This is a genomic window from Aquabacterium sp. (genome assembly GCF_030652515.1).
Lineage (GTDB): Bacteria > Pseudomonadota > Gammaproteobacteria > Burkholderiales > Burkholderiaceae_C > Aquabacterium.
The window spans coordinates 1-14905 of record NZ_JAUSAR010000033.1 but is presented as its reverse complement, the minus strand read 5'-3'; the positions used below and the strand labels follow the sequence as shown (position 1 = coordinate 14905).

The window sequence follows — 14905 nt, the reverse complement described above, 5'->3', positions numbered from 1 at the left end:
AAATGCGCTTTCTGCACACCATGCTGCGGGTCACCAACCTGCAACGCTCCATCGACTTTTACACCCAGGTGCTGGGCATGACCCTGCTGCGCACCACCGACCGGCCCGACCAGCAATACAGCCTGTCCTTCCTGGCTTTTGGCGGCGGCAACCCGGGGCAGGCGGAGTTGGAGCTGACCTACAACTACGGCGTCGACAAGTACGAACTGGGCACGGCTTACGGCCACATCGCCATTGGCGTCGATGACATCGTGGCCACCTGCCAGGCGGTGCGCGACAAGGCCGTGGCCCTGGGGGGCGCCATCACGCGTGAGCCAGGACCCGTCAAGGGCGGCAACACGGTGATCGCCTTCATCACCGATCCGGATGGCTACAAGATCGAATTGATCGAGCGCGGCATCACGGATTGACCGAGTCAGCCGGGTCGCTGCGCCGCGATCTGCGGCGTGCTCACCACCACGTCGCCACACTGCGCGCGGTGCATCAAGGCGTGGTCGATCAACACCAGGGCCAGCATGGCCTCGGCGATTGGCGTGGCGCGGATGCCCACGCAAGGGTCGTGGCGACCGAAAGTTTCCACCGTGGCGGGCTGTCCATCCAGGTCGATGGACTGGCGCGGCACGCGGATCGAGCTGGTCGGCTTGATGGCGATCGACACGCGCAAGTCCTGCCCGGTGGAAATGCCCCCCAGCACGCCCCCAGCGTGGTTGGAGCCAAAGCCCTCGGGCGTCAGCTCGTCGCCATGCTCGCTGCCCTTCTGGGCCACCACGCCAAAGCCATCGCCAATTTCGACGCCCTTGACGGCGTTGATGCCCATCATGGCGTAGGCGATGTCGGCGTCCAGCTTGTCGAACAGGGGCGCGCCCAGGCCGACGGGCACCTTGGTGGCCTCGACGGTCAGGCGCGCGCCGCAGGAGTCGCCTTCCTTGCGCAAGGCGTCCATGTAATCTTCCAGCGCTTGGATCTGGCTGGTGTTGGGTGCGAAGAAGGGGTTCTGGTGCACGTGCTCCCAGCCTTCGAAGGCGATGGGCATGTTGCCGAGCTGGGTCATGCAACCGCGAAACTCGGTGCCGTACTGCTCACGCAACCACTTCTTGGCCACGGCACCGGCTGCCACCATGGGCGCAGTGAGGCGCGCCGAGGAGCGGCCACCACCACGCGGGTCGCGCAGGCCGTATTTGTGCCAGTAGGTGTAGTCGGCGTGGCCGGGGCGGAAAGTCTGCAGGATGTTGCCGTAGTCCTTGCTGCGCTGGTCGGTGTTGCGGATCAGCAGGGCGATGGGGGCGCCGGTGGTCTTGCCTTCGTAGACGCCGCTGAGGATTTCGACCGCGTCAGGCTCGTTGCGCTGGGTGACGTGGCGGGAGGTGCCGGGGCGACGGCGGTCCAGCTCAGGCTGGATGTCGGCCTCGGACAAGACCATGCCGGGTGGGCAGCCATCGATTACGCAGCCGATGCCAGGGCCATGCGACTCGCCGAAATTGGTGACGGAAAACAAAAGTCCGAGGGTGCTGCCAGCCATTGCGCGAACCAGGTAATTGCGAAAAACGCGAGACCGCCATTGTCCCCCATGACGACAACGCCCGGACAAAGCCGGGCGTTTTGGGTGGAAGCGGCTTGCTTGCTTAGAGCAAAGCCTGGCGCTCGCCAGCCTCTTCTTCCACCGGCCAGTCGCGGATGTAGGCCTTGAGCATGCGGTTTTCGAAGTCCTGGCTGTCAACCACGGCCTTGGCCACGTCGTAGAACGACATCACGCCCATCAAGGTTTTTTGCGTCATGACCGGCATGTAGCGCGCGTGGCGGCTGAGCATCATGCGGCGCACTTCGTCGATCTCGGTGTCGGGGGTGCAGGTGAGCGGGTGGTCGTCCATCACCGAGCGCACGCGGGTGTCACCCATGACGCCCCCATTGCGCACCACGGCCTGGATCACCTCTCGGAAGGTCAGCATGCCGACCACGTCGCCGTGCTCCATCACCACCAGGGATCCGATGTCGAACTGGGCCATGGTGTTGACCGCCTCGGACAGGGGCTGTTCAGGCTGCACGGTGTAGAGCGTGCTGCCTTTGACTCGCAGGATGTCGCTGACTTTCATGGTCGGTCTCCTCTTGTTCAGGGGTTGCACAGTGCGTCTGACGCTGTTGAGTCATATTGCCGCAATATGTGGCAAACGCCAATGGGTGATCGGGCTCAAACCCGCGCAAATTCTGGGCTTTTGAAGCTCAAACCGTGCCCAAATGCCCATCCGGCGCGCGGCAGGCTCGGGTTCACCCTGACTTGGCCTGCACACTGTTACGTCAGGGATTGTCGCAGGGTCAACTCGTCCAGTTTGGCGGCCGCCCAAAAGCCATCGGTGAAGCCATCGGGCTTGAGCAAAAGGCGCCCCACCAGTGGCGCCATGACCGTCCGGTCAGGATCGCACAGCAGCACAAAACGGCCTCCGCCTTCCGCATCCGGCTCATCGAGCCGCGCAATCCAGTCCAGCTCCACCAAGGTTTCCAAAATGGGCTCGATCTGCAGCGGATCGGTGCGAAGCAAGGCCGCCAGGGCCTCGGCCGAATGGCCCTTTTGCTGTTCATGCTGCACCGCAGCCAAAGCCTTGAGCAGCGCCAGGCTCAGCTGGAATCGGTGCCCCGGCGTGTCGGGCCAGCGCTTCACCCGCGACAGCAGACTGGGCGTGTAGGCCGCGATCACCGCCCCCATCAGCACGATCACCCAGCTCAGGTAGATCCAGACCAGGAAGATGGGCACGGCCGCGAACGCACCATAAATGGTCGAGTAGATCGGCACCTTGCCGAGGTACAGGGCCAGCGCCTTTTGCCCCAACTCCAGGGTGCCCGACACGAACAAGGCACCGCCCCAGGCGTGTTCCCAGCGCACGTAGGTGTTGGGTACAAACCGGAACAGCGCGGCAAACCCGGCAGTCTGCAAGCTGAAAACGATCAGCCCTAAGAAAAACTCGACCCCACCGGGCAACTCATCCACCAGTCCGCGCGAAGCCGACAGCAGGTACGACGTCACCGACAGGCTGGCGCCCAACACCAGCGGCCCCAGGGTCAGCGCGGACCAGTACACCAGCACCCGCTGCGCCATGGGCCTGGGCGTGCGCACCCGCCAGATGGCGTTGAGCGTGCGGTCAATGGTCAGCATCAGGGCCAAGGCGGTCACGGCCAGCACGATCAGGCCCATGCCCCCCAACTGGCTGGCCTTGAGTGCAAATTTGGTCAGCGACAGCAGCACCGGCTTGGCGATAGCATCGGGCACAAAGCCCTGGATGAACTGCAACTCCAGCGTCTTGCGAAAACGCGCGAACACCGGGAAGGCGCTGAACAAGGCCAGCATCACCGTGAACAAAGGCACCAGCGCGATCGTGGTGGTGAAGGTCAGGCTGCCTGCCGTGATGCCCAGGCGGTCTTCCCGAAAACGCTGGCGCAGGGTCACCAGGGTTTCGGCCCAGGGCCACTGCTTCAAAGCCAGGATCAGGGCCGACCAACGCTGGCGCGCCGTCGTCCACACGGTCAATTTCGAAATCATCTGGCTATGATGCCAGCCATGGTGCGCCAACGACGCCACCACCCCCAACCTGCTCCAATTTGATGCCTGACAACTTCGACCCATTGCCCGTCATCCCGCTGGGCCAGCACCCGGCCTCACGCTTGCGTGCCATCAACCAAGTGCGCTGGATCGCCTTCGGCTCGCTGGTCGGCCTGATCGTGCTGGGCTTGCTGTGGGAGCTGCACCTGGCCCCGTTGAAAGGCGGCACGGGCATGCTGGCACTCAAGGTCTTGCCGCTGGTCTTCGGGCTCACCGGCTTGATCAAACACCGCATGTACACCTTCCGCTGGTTGTCCTTGCTGGTGTGGCTGTACTTCACCGAAGGCGCCATGCGGGCCGCCAGCGACACGGGCCTCAGCCAGGCCCTGGCAGGCATCGAAGTGGCCTTGAGCCTGAGCCTGTTCACCGCCTGCGCGGTGTATGTGCGCCTGCGGTTGAAGGCGGGCAAGGCCGCGCCCTCCGTGGCGGCTTGAGCCACCCGCCAGTCCACCATGTCCAGCATCCACGCCTTTCTGGAGTCCTTGCACCAAGTCCTGGGCGACGAAGGCCTGATCTTGCCCGACAGCGACGGTGCAGACGATCTGGCGCCTTACCTGCGCGATTGGCGTGGTCGCTACGCGGGCGAGGCTTTGGCCATCGCCCGCCCGCGCGACACGCTTCAGGTGGCGGCCGTGGTCAAGCTGTGCGCCCACCACGGGGTCAGCCTGGTGCCGCAGGGTGGCAACACCAGCCTGGTGGGCGGATCCATCCCGGATGGCAGCGGCAAGCAATTGCTGCTCAACTTGCAGCGCCTCAACCAGGTCGTGGCGGTTGACCGCGCCAACCTGTCCATGACCGTTCAGGCCGGTTGCCTGCTGGCCCAGGTTCAGGAGGCGGCGTCGCAAGCCGGGCTGCTCTTCCCCTTGAGCCTGGCGGCCGAGGGCTCCTGCACCATTGGCGGCAACCTGGCCACCAACGCGGGCGGCACACAAGTGCTGCGCTACGGCACGGCCCGCGAATTGTGCCTGGGCCTGGAAGTCGTCACCGCACGGGGTGAAATCTGGGATGGCCTGACCGCCTTGCGCAAGGACAACAGTGGCTACGACCTGCGCGACCTGTTCATCGGCAGCGAAGGCACCCTGGGCATCATCACCGCCGCCACGCTGCGCCTGTTTCCGCAACCTGTGGGGCAGGTGACCGCGCTGGCCACCTGCCCCAGCCTGGACGCTTGCGTGGCTCTTCTGCAAAGCGCCCGCGCGCGGCTGGATGCGGGGCTGACCGGCTTCGAAGTCATGCATGCCTGGCCCATTGCGCTGGTTCGGCAATACCTGCCCGAGCAGGCCCATGCCATGGCACCCTTGGTGAACGACACCATCGACACGGCCACGGGCCCCGTGCCCGAGTGGACGGTCCTGATCGACACGGCCCATGCCGAGTCCGACCTCACAGCGCGCACCGGGCTGGAAGCTTTGCTGGCCCATGCCGTGGCCGACGGCATTGTCCTGGACGCCACCATTGCGCAGAACCACACGCAGAACCACGCCATGTGGGCCCTGCGCGAAGCCATCCCCATGGCCGAACGCCAGGAAGGGCTGATGGTCAAGCATGACATCGCCGTGCCCACCTCGGCCATCCCGGCATTCGTTCGCACCACGCAAGCGCAACTGGCCCATGCCTTCCCAGGCTGCAAGGTGGTTTGTTTCGGGCACCTGGGCGATGGCAATCTGCACTACAACGTGCAGAGCCCGCCCGGCATGCCCGGCGCCACCTTTGTGGCCGAGCACGAAGCCGAGGTCAACCGCCTGGTCTACGACACGGCCTTGCAACTGGGCGGCACGCTGTCGGCCGAGCATGGGATTGGCCAGCTCAGGCACGACGAACTCGCGCGGCGCAAATCAGCCGTGGCCTTGGGCATGATGCGGGCGATCAAGCAGGCGCTGGATCCTTTGGGTCTGATGAACCCGGGACGATTGATCAGCGCTGACCGCGGCCCTGAGCAAGGCGCCTGAAGGTGATGGCCGCCGTCAGGCGATTTCTTGCCAGTCCAAGGGCCAGGCACCGGCCCGCCACTGCTTGAGCCACATCATCCCGACGATGGTTTTGGCATCGGTCAGCAGGCCTTGCTGCATCCACTGGTCCAACTCATCGGCCGTGGCCGTGAACACGTCGAGGAACTCGCCGTCGTCGAGATGGCGTTCACCCAGCGTCAAGTCATCGGCGAACCAGATCTCGATGATCTCAGTCGCATAGCCGATCACGGGGTGCATGATGCCGGCCTTGGCCCAGCGTCTGGCACGGTAGCCAGTTTCTTCCCACAACTCGCGTTGCGCACAGGCCAGACCGCCCTCGCCCGCGTCCAGCTTGCCCGCGGGGAACTCGATCATGGTCTGGCGCACGGGATAGCGGTACTGGCGCTCCATCACCAGGCCGCCATCGGGCAGGATCGCGACGATCATCACGGCGCCGGGATGCACCACGTATTCGCGCGCAGCTTCACGCCCACTGGGCAGGCGCACACGGTCGCGGCGAAGGTCGATGAAATGGCCTTGGTAGACCTGCTTCGACTCGATGGTTTCTTCGCGCAGGTGGTCGTCGTTGAAGTCGGGCGTGGGCTGCTGGCTCATCAGCTCAATGCACCGCGTTGCGGCGCAGGTAGCGCCACACAAAGCCTGGAAAAGCCAGGGTCAGGAAAGTCAAGGCGCCCACGGCATAGAACTCCCAGCGCTGAGGGCTGGTTTGACCCAACTGCGCTTCCAGGGCTCGCCCCAGGCCAAAGACCAGGCTGGCATACACCAGCAGCTCCAGCAGCCGCACGAAAAGCGACTTGGGCACCCGGGTGGGCCCCAGCAAAAAAAGGCGGTTGTTCAGGAAAGGCGCGTTGGCGGCCAGCATGGCCACCAACAGCACGGCCACCACCGCCCAAACCGGGATCAGGCCGCCCATGCCGGGTCAGCCCGCCAGCGACTGGGTGATGGCGCGCGCACACAAGGCCATCAAACCGCCCGGCAGGATGCCCAGGCCCAGCACCGCGATGGCGTTGACCGACAGCAAGGCACGGGCCTCGCCACTGGCCGTGACCGGCGTGGTGTCCGTGGGCTCATCGAAGTACATGACCTTGACGATGCGCAGGTAGTAGAAGGCGCCCACCAGCGACAACAGCACGGCGGCAATGGCCAGTTGCAAGTGCAAGGCCGAGCTGGTGGTGACCAGCGATTGCAGCACCGCCAGCTTGGCATAGAAGCCCACCGTGGGCGGCAAACCAGCCAGCGAGAACATGAACACGGCCATCACGGCGGCCATCTGCGGGCTGCGCTTGCTCAGGCCCGCCAGGTCAGACACCTGCTCGGACTCGAAGCCCGGGCGCGACAGGAACATGATGATGCCGAAGGTGCCCAAGGTGGTCAGCACATAGGTCAGCACGTAGAACAAGGCCGAGCCATAGCCATTGCTGGACGACAAGGTGTTGCCCGACACCACGCTGGGCACAAAACCCAGCAGCATGAAACCCAGCTGCGCGATGCCGGAGTAAGCCAGCATGCGCTTGAGGTTGGTCTGCGCGATGGCCGCCAGGTTGCCCAGCGCCATCGAGGCCACGGCCAGGATCATCAGCATCTGCTGCCAGTCGGTGGCCGTGTTGATCAGGCCTTCCACCAGCAGGCGGATGGTGATCGCGAAGGCGGCCAGCTTGGGCGCACCAGCCACCAGCAAAGTGGCGGCCGTGGGCGCACCTTGGTAGACGTCGGGGATCCACATGTGGAAAGGCACCACCCCCAGCTTGAAAGCCAGGCCGGAGACGATGAACACCAGGCCGAACACCAGCACCTGCTTGTTGATGGCGCCAGAAAGCGTGGCTTCGTAGACCTTGCCCAGGTCCAGCGAGCCTGTGGCGCCGTACATCATCGACAGGCCATACAGCAGGAAGCCGCTGGCCAGTGCGCCCAGCACGAAGTACTTCATGGCCGCTTCGGTCGATTGCGAATGGTCACGGCGCAAGGCCACCAAGGCATACGACGACAAGGACATCAATTCCAGACCCAAATAAATGGTCAGGAAATTGTTGCCGATGATCATGATCGAGATGCCCAGCAAGGCGAACATGCTCAGGGTGAACAACTCGCCCTTGAGCATGTCGCGCGCACCGGCGTAGGTCTGCGCATAGACCAGGCTGGCCATCACCGCCAAGGTGGCGCACAGGCTCAGCAAATGCCCCATCGGGTCGGTCACCACCATGCGCTGCATGGCGTAGCTGGAGCCGCTGACGTCCAGCGCGCCCAGGTGCAGGCCGGCCACGGCGGCCAGCGAGACCATGGTCAGGATGTACGTCGGCAAACGACGCGGATGGGTCACGAAAAGATCCACCAGCGCGACCACGCAGGCCATGGCCAGCAACAAGATCTCGGGGGCGACCGCGAGCCAGTTCAGTTGTGTCATGTTGTTCTCGGGCCTCAGTTCAGCTTGCTTTGTGCGACGTGCTTGAGCAGCTCGGTCACGGACACGTGCATCGCGTCGGTGAACGGCTTGGGCTGGATGCCCATCCACAGCACGGCAACGGCCAGGATGGCCATGATCAGAAATTCTCGCGCATTGAGGTCGGTCAGGCCGCGCACATCGTCATTGGCGATGTCGCCCAGGTACACGCGCTTGTACATCCACAGCGTGTAAGCGGCGCCAAAGATCAGCGCGGTGGAGGCCAGCAGGCCGATCAGGAAGTCGTACTGAACGGCACCCAGGATCACCATCCATTCGCCGACGAAACCCGCGGTGCCCGGCAGACCGCAATTGGCCATCGAGAACAACAAGGCAAACGCCGCGAACTTGGGCATGGTGTTGACCACCCCGCCGTAGCTGGCAATCTCACGCGAGTGGACGCGGTCGTACAGCACGCCAATGCTCAGGAACATGGCGCCCGAGACAAAACCGTGGGCAATCATCTGCACCAGGCCGCCAGACACGCCCAGCTCATTGAAGATGAAGAAACCCAGGGTGACGAAGCCCATGTGGGCGATGGACGAGTACGCCACCAGCTTCTTCATGTCTTGCTGCACCATGGCCACCAGGCCGATGTAGATCACGCCGATCAGCGACAGCGTGATCACCACAGGGGCGAACTCACGGCTGGCGTCCGGCACGATGGGCAGCATGAAGCGCAGGAAGCCGTAGCAACCCAGCTTCAGCATGATGGCGGCCAGCACCACCGAGCCACCCGTGGGCGCCTCGACGTGGGCATCGGGCAACCAAGTGTGCACCGGCCACATCGGCACCTTCACGGCAAACGCCGCGAAGAAGGCGCCAAACAGCAACGACTGCGCCAGGGCAGGCAAAGGCAGCTTGTGCCAGGTCAGGATGTCGAAGCTGCCACCCGACTTGTAGTACAGGAAGATCAGCGCGATCAGCATCAGCAGCGAGCCGAGCAGCGTGTACAGGAAGAACTTGAACGCCGCATACACGCGGCGCGGTCCGCCCCACACGCCGATGATGATGTACATCGGGATCAGCGTGGCTTCGAAGAAGACGTAGAACAGCAGACCATCGATCGCCGAGAACACGCCAACCATCAGGCCCGACAGGATCAGGAAGGCGCCGTAGTACTGGTGCGGGCGGTCTTCAATGACCTGCCAGCCCGCCATCACCACGATGATGGTGATGAAGGCCGTCAGTGGCACGAACCACATCGAGATGCCATCGACGCCCAGGTGGTAGAACACATTGAAGCGCTCGATCCAGGCTGACTTCTCGACGAACTGCATGGCGGCCGTGCTGTTGTCGAACTGCGTCATCAAGGGGATGGTGACCAGGAAGCCCACGATGGCGCCGATCAGCGCGATCCAGCGGGTGACATGGGCGTTTTCCTGCCGGCCGATGGCCAGCAGCAAGGCCCCGAAAGCCACCGGGATCCAGATGGCCAGAGAAAGGGTATTGGACATTGTTTGCATGAACTGGCCCCGCGCTCAAGGGTGCATGAACACAAACCATGTCATGAGGGCGAACACCCCCAGGATCATGACCAGCGCGTAGTGATAGAGATAACCGGTCTGGAACAGGCGAACCAGCGAACTGATCAGGCCGACCAGCTTGGCCGAACCGTTCACGGCCACGCCGTCGATCAGGGCTTCGTCGCCAATCTTCCAAAGGCCACGGCCCAGCAGGCGGGCGCCCGCGGACAGCACGTTTTCGTTGAACCAGTCCAGGTAGTACTTGTTCTCGCCGATCACGATCAGCGGACGCAGCACACGGGCGAACATCGCGGGGATCTGCGGGGCCACCATGTAGAACACATAGGCCGTGACCACGCCACCCAGCGCCAGGAAGAACGGCAGGGACTGGAAGCCATGCAGGGCCATCGCGGTGGCACCGTGGAAATGGTGCGCCAGCTCGGCCATGGCCGGGTGCTTGGCGGCATCCACGAAGATCGCCGACTTCAGGAAGTCACCGAACAACATCGCATCGATGGCCAGGAAGCCGATCACCACCGAAGGGATGGCCAGCAGCAACAGCGGCACCGTCACCACCCAGGGTGATTCGTGCGGGGTGTGGTCGTGTGAGTGGTGATCATCACCGTGGTCGTCGTGGTGATCGTGCTCACCCGGGAAGGGCTTGTGATGGAAATGCTCCTTGCCGTGGAAGACGAGGAAGTACATCCGGAAGCTGTAGAAGGCTGTCACGAACACACCGGCCAGCACGGCGAACTGCGCGAAGCCTGCTGCCGGCAAGGTGCTGGCCTCAACCGCCAGGATGATGGAGTCCTTGGAGTAGAAGCCAGAGAAGAACGGCGTGCCGATCAGGGCCAGCGAACCCAACAAAGACGTGATCCAGGTGATGGGCATGTACTTGCGCAGCCCGCCCATGTTGCGAATGTCCTGATCATGGTGCATGCCCATGATGACCGAACCGGCGCCCAGGAACAGCAGCGCCTTGAAGAACGCGTGCGTCATCAGGTGGAACACGGCCACGTTGTAAGCCGACACGCCCAAGGCCACGGTCATGTAACCCAGCTGCGACAAGGTGGAATAAGCCACCACGCGCTTGATGTCGTTCTGGATGATGCCCAGGAAGCCCATGAACAGCGCCGTGATCGAGCCGATCACCACGATGAAGTTCAACGCGGCATCCGACAGCTCGAACAGTGGCGACATGCGCGACACCATGAAGATGCCGGCCGTCACCATGGTGGCGGCGTGGATCAGCGCGGAGATCGGGGTCGGGCCTTCCATCGAATCGGGCAGCCAGACGTGCAGCGGGAACTGCGCCGACTTGCCCATCGCGCCGATGAACAGGCAGATGCAGATGACCGTGATGAGCGACCAGTCGGTCTTGGGCAAGGTCAGTGCCGCCAGATCGTTGCCCTTGGCAAAGATCTCGGTGTAGCTGAGCGAGCCTGTGTAGGCCACGATCAGGCCAATGCCCAGGATGAAGCCAAAGTCACCCACGCGGTTGACCAGGAAGGCCTTCATGTTGGCGAAGATGGCCGTGGGCTTCTTGAACCAGAAACCAATCAGCAGGTAGGACACCAGGCCCACCGCTTCCCAGCCGAAGAACAGCTGCAGCAGGTTGTTGCTCATCACGAGCATCAGCATTGAGAAGGTGAACAGCGAGATGTAGCTGAAGAAGCGCTGGTAGCCGTCGTCCTCTTCCATGTAGCCGATGGTGTAGATGTGCACCATCAGCGAGACGAAGGTCACCACGCACATCATCATGGCGGTGAGGCCGTCGACCATGAAGCCGACTTCCATCTTCAACGGCCCGAGGGTCATCCATTCGTAGACCGTCTGGTTGAAATAAGCGCCATCCTGGACCACCGCCTGCAGCGTCATGGCCGAGAAGATGAAGGCGATCAACACACCGAGGATGGTCAACACGTGCGATCCGCGGCGGCCAATGGCCTTGCCGAACAGGCCTGCCGCGATCGAACCCACCAGCGGTGCCAACGGCACGACCAGCAGGTTGTTGAGAGTGAGCTCTGACATTGTTATGGTTCTCCTAGCGTCAGCCGATCAACCCTTGAGGGTGTCGAGCTCGTCCACGTTGATCGATTGCCGATTGCGGAACAGCACCACGAGGATGGCCAGGCCAATCGCCGATTCGGCGGCCGCCACCGTCAGGATGAAGAACACAAAGACCTGCCCGTCCATGTCGCCCAGGTAATGGGAGAACGCGACGAAGTTCATGTTCACGGCCAGCAGCATCAGCTCAATGGCCATCAGCAGCACGATCAGGTTCTTGCGGTTCAGGAAGATGCCGATCACGGACATGGCGAACAAGATCGCGCCCAGTGACAGGTAGTGTCCAAGGGTCACAGCGGTCATGCCTGACCTCCAGCGGGGTTTGAAGAGTCAACGGGTGCGGCAGGCTTCTCGACGAAAGCATCCACCTTCACGACGCGCAGGCGATCGGCCTTGGTGGCCTTGACCTGTTCGGCGGGGTTCTGATAGTGCGAGTCCTTGCGGCGGCGCAGGGTCAAGGCGATGGCGGCGATGATGGCCACCAGCAGGATGACGGCGGCGATCTGCACCGGGAACAGGTAGTGCGTGTACAACTCGATGCCCAACGCCTTGGTGTTGGGGTGCTTGGCCACTTCAGGCGGGAAAGCCTTGGGCAGGCCCAGGTCGAAGCCACGGGTCAGCACGAAGGCCATTTCCAGCGCGATGACCACGCCGATCAAGCCAGCCAGCGGGAAGTGCTTCCAGAAGCCCTGGCGGATCGAGTCGATGTTGATGTCCAGCATCATCACCACGAAGAGGAACAGCACCATGACCGCCCCCACGTAGACGAGCACCAGCGCGATGGCCAGGAACTCGGCTTGCAGGAGCATCCAGATGCAGGACGCGCTGAAGAAGGCCAGCACCAGGTGCAAGGCCGCGCTGACCGGGCTTTTCGCGGTGATCACGCGAAAGGCCGCGAACAGCAGCACGAAGGAAAAAACGTAGAAGAGCGCAGTTAAGGTGTCCATGTGTTTGTCGGATCAGCGGTACTTCGCGTCCGCCTCCTTGCTGGCTGCGATTTCTTTCTCGTAGCGGTCGCCCACGGCCAGGAGCATGTCCTTGGTGAAGTACAGATCGCCACGCTTTTCGCCGTGGTATTCAAAGATGTGCGTCTCGACGATCGAGTCGACCGGGCAGCTTTCTTCGCAGAAGCCGCAGAAGATGCACTTGGTCAAATCGATGTCGTAGCGCGTGGTGCGGCGCGAACCGTCGTCACGCACTTCGGATTCGATCGTGATGGCCATGGCCGGGCAGACGGCTTCGCACAGCTTGCAGGCGATGCAGCGCTCTTCGCCGTTCTCGTAACGGCGCAGGGCGTGCAGACCACGGAAGCGTGGCGACATGGGCGTCTTTTCTTCCGGAAACTGCACGGTGATGTGCGGCTTGAGGAAGTGGCGGCCGGTCAAGGCCAGTCCCTTGAACATCTCCGCGAGGAAGAAGCTCGATACGAAATTTTTGAGTGAGAAGGTTGCGGTACTCATGAGCTCAGCCCCTTACTTCCAGATGTTCCAGGGAGACATGATCCAGACCCCCACGATCACCAACCACACCAGGGTGATCGGGATGAAGATCTTCCAGCCCAGACGCATGATCTGGTCAAAACGGAAGCGGGGGAACGATGCCCGCACCCACAGGAACATGGTCACGATGAGGAAGGTTTTGCCGAACAGCCAGATCCATCCGGGGATGAAGTTCAAGGCATGCACCGGCGCCAGCCAGCCGCCAAAGAACATGACGGCGGCCAGGGCCGACACCAGGATCATGTTGGCGTACTCGGCCAGGAAGAACATGGCGAAGGCCATGCCTGAATACTCGACCATGTGGCCGGCCACGATTTCCGATTCGCCTTCCACCACGTCGAAGGGGTGGCGGTTGGTCTCGGCCAGACCGGAGATGAAGTACACGACCGTGATCGGCAGCAAAGGCAGCCAGTTCCACGACATGAAGCTCCAGCCTTGCTCGGCGAAGGTGCCCTTGTCCTGCGCCAGCACGATGTCGCTCATGTTCAGCGAGCCCGACACCATCAGCACGATCACCAGGCAGAAGCCCATGGCAATCTCATACGACACCATTTGCGCCGAAGCCCGCATGGCACCCAGGAAGGCGTACTTGGAGTTGGAAGCCCAGCCCGCGATGATCACGCCATAGACTTCCAGCGAGGTGATCGCCATCAGGAACAGCAGACCGGCGTTGACATTGGCCAGCGCGACCTCTGGGCCAAAAGGGATGACGGCCCAGGCGGCCAGGGCCGGCATGATGGTCATGATGGGCCCCAGGAAGAACAAGCCCTTGTTCGCCGCCGACGGCACGATGATCTCCTTGAAGATCAGCTTGACGGCATCGGCGATGGGCTGCAGCAGGCCGTAAGGGCCGGTGCGGTTCGGGCCGGGCCGCACTTGCGTCCAACCGATGAACTTGCGTTCCCACAAGGTCAGATAGGCCACACAGCCCAGCAAGGGCAGCAGCACGCAGACGATCTTGATCAGCGACCAGACCACGGGCCAGGCGCCGCCCAGGGCGTCCGCGCCAGCTGTGTAAAAGGTATCAATCATGTGATGTTCCTTCGCCTCAGACTTTGTCGGCGCCGAGTTTTTCAACCCGAATGGCGCCAAACTGCGCGCCCAGCGACGACGTCAAGGCATGGCCCGCAGGCACACGCACCACATTGGCGGGCAGGCTGGCATCCAGCACCGCAGCCAGGGTGGCCGAACCGTTGTCTTGCGACACCCTCACCTGCGCACCATCGGCCAGGCCCAACTCGGCCCACAAGGCCTTGGACAAGCTGACCACCGGGGCCTTGGCATCAGCAGTCTTTTGCAGGGACTCTGAGCGGCGCACCAACGCATCCGCGCTGTAGATCGGCACATCGGCAATGCGCTCCAGGCCACCGGTCGAGCCTTGCAACTGGATCGCGGCCGTGCTTTGGTTGGACAGGCGTGAAGGGATCGACGCCAGATCGCCCAAGGCGGCGGCGCGGACTTCTTCCGAGGTCTCGAATTCGAAACCAGGGATGCTCAACATGTTGCCCAGTACGCGCAACACCTTCCAGGCGGGACGGGTGTCGCCCAGGGGCTTGACCACGCCATGGAAGCTTTGCACACGGCCTTCGGCGTTCACGAAGGTGCCGGAGGTTTCCGAGAACGGCGCGATGGGCAGCAGCACATCGGCGTACTCGTTGGCGCCCGACTTGAAGGCCGACAGGGAGACGACCATCTGTGCGTTGTTGACCGCAGCGCGCGCGGCAACAGGATTCGCCGCATCGAACTCGGGCTCGGCGTTGAACAGCAGCACCGCCTTGAGCTGGTTGCCTGAGAGCATCTGGCCGGCGTTCAAGCCGCCCTGCTTGGGCTGCGCACCCACCAGTTGGGCACCGACGGTGTTGGCCGATTCGCCCAGG

General features: G+C 63.0%; 16 protein-coding genes. 3 read left to right on the top strand and 13 right to left on the bottom strand.

Annotated elements, in window-relative coordinates; genetic code table 11:
- Positions 1–2: 2 nt before the first annotated feature.
- Positions 3–410: a lactoylglutathione lyase gene (gene gloA / locus Q7V20_RS04480; protein WP_304787622.1), complete on the top strand. Its 408-nt coding sequence runs from the start codon at positions 3–5 to the stop codon at positions 408–410.
- Positions 411–415: 5 nt separating this feature from the next.
- Here the strand turns inward: gloA and aroC are convergent, their stop codons facing one another.
- The 3 genes from aroC to Q7V20_RS04465 form a co-directional block, all read right to left on the bottom strand.
- Entirely contained in the window at positions 416–1519 is a 1104-nt protein-coding gene (gene aroC, locus Q7V20_RS04475) for a chorismate synthase (protein WP_304787620.1), read from the bottom strand.
- A 103-nt stretch (positions 1520–1622) separates the two neighbouring features.
- Positions 1623–2090 (bottom strand): CBS domain-containing protein, encoded by a 468-nt coding sequence (locus Q7V20_RS04470; RefSeq protein ID WP_304787618.1) that lies wholly within the window; start codon positions 2088–2090, stop codon positions 1623–1625.
- A gap of 197 nt (positions 2091–2287) precedes the next feature.
- On the bottom strand, positions 2288–3529 hold the full coding sequence (locus Q7V20_RS04465) for a YihY family inner membrane protein (protein ID WP_304787617.1): 1242 nt from the start codon (positions 3527–3529) through the stop codon (positions 2288–2290).
- Between the two features lie 62 nt (positions 3530–3591).
- On the opposite strand from Q7V20_RS04465, the gene Q7V20_RS04460 reads away from it, so the two are divergent.
- Together Q7V20_RS04460 and Q7V20_RS04455 are read left to right on the top strand one after the other, a co-directional pair.
- Entirely contained in the window at positions 3592–4023 is a 432-nt protein-coding gene (locus Q7V20_RS04460) for a DUF2069 domain-containing protein (RefSeq protein WP_304787614.1), read from the top strand.
- Between the two features lie 18 nt (positions 4024–4041).
- Positions 4042–5538, top strand: a complete 1497-nt coding sequence (locus Q7V20_RS04455) for an FAD-binding oxidoreductase (protein ID WP_304787612.1) — start codon at positions 4042–4044, stop codon at positions 5536–5538.
- Between the two features lie 15 nt (positions 5539–5553).
- Here Q7V20_RS04455 and Q7V20_RS04450 read toward each other — a convergent pair whose 3' ends face one another.
- From Q7V20_RS04450 to Q7V20_RS04405, 10 genes are all read right to left on the bottom strand, one after another.
- A complete protein-coding gene (locus Q7V20_RS04450; protein ID WP_304787610.1) occupies positions 5554–6153 on the bottom strand; it encodes an NUDIX domain-containing protein in 600 nt (199 codons plus the stop codon).
- A 4-nt stretch (positions 6154–6157) separates the two neighbouring features.
- Positions 6158–6472, bottom strand: coding sequence for a DUF2818 family protein (locus Q7V20_RS04445; protein ID WP_304787608.1), 315 nt, complete (start codon positions 6470–6472; stop codon positions 6158–6160).
- Positions 6473–6478: 6 nt separating this feature from the next.
- Positions 6479–7960, bottom strand: a complete 1482-nt coding sequence (gene nuoN / locus Q7V20_RS04440) for an NADH-quinone oxidoreductase subunit NuoN (protein WP_304787606.1) — start codon at positions 7958–7960, stop codon at positions 6479–6481.
- Between the two features lie 14 nt (positions 7961–7974).
- Entirely contained in the window at positions 7975–9453 is a 1479-nt protein-coding gene (locus tag Q7V20_RS04435) for an NADH-quinone oxidoreductase subunit M (RefSeq protein WP_304787604.1), read from the bottom strand.
- Between the two features lie 24 nt (positions 9454–9477).
- Positions 9478–11493 carry an NADH-quinone oxidoreductase subunit L gene (nuoL, locus tag Q7V20_RS04430; protein WP_304787602.1) on the bottom strand — a complete coding sequence of 672 codons (2016 nt, stop codon included), beginning with the start codon at positions 11491–11493 and terminating at the stop codon, positions 9478–9480.
- A gap of 27 nt (positions 11494–11520) precedes the next feature.
- The gene (gene nuoK, locus Q7V20_RS04425) at positions 11521–11832 is read right to left on the bottom strand and encodes an NADH-quinone oxidoreductase subunit NuoK (protein ID WP_230179292.1); all 312 of its coding nucleotides are present in this window, start codon (positions 11830–11832) and stop codon (positions 11521–11523) included.
- On the bottom strand, positions 11829–12476 hold the full coding sequence (locus Q7V20_RS04420; RefSeq protein WP_304787598.1) for an NADH-quinone oxidoreductase subunit J: 648 nt from the start codon (positions 12474–12476) through the stop codon (positions 11829–11831). Before Q7V20_RS04420 ends, nuoK begins: the two co-directional genes overlap by 4 nt.
- Positions 12477–12488: 12 nt before the next feature.
- A complete protein-coding gene (gene nuoI / locus Q7V20_RS04415; protein ID WP_304787596.1) occupies positions 12489–12989 on the bottom strand; it encodes an NADH-quinone oxidoreductase subunit NuoI in 501 nt (166 codons plus the stop codon).
- 12 nt (positions 12990–13001) lie between these two features.
- Positions 13002–14060, bottom strand: coding sequence for an NADH-quinone oxidoreductase subunit NuoH (nuoH, locus tag Q7V20_RS04410; RefSeq protein WP_304787594.1), 1059 nt, complete (start codon positions 14058–14060; stop codon positions 13002–13004).
- Positions 14061–14076: 16 nt separating this feature from the next.
- A partial coding sequence (locus tag Q7V20_RS04405) for a molybdopterin-dependent oxidoreductase (protein WP_304787592.1) occupies positions 14077–14905 on the bottom strand: 829 nt, incomplete at its 5' end.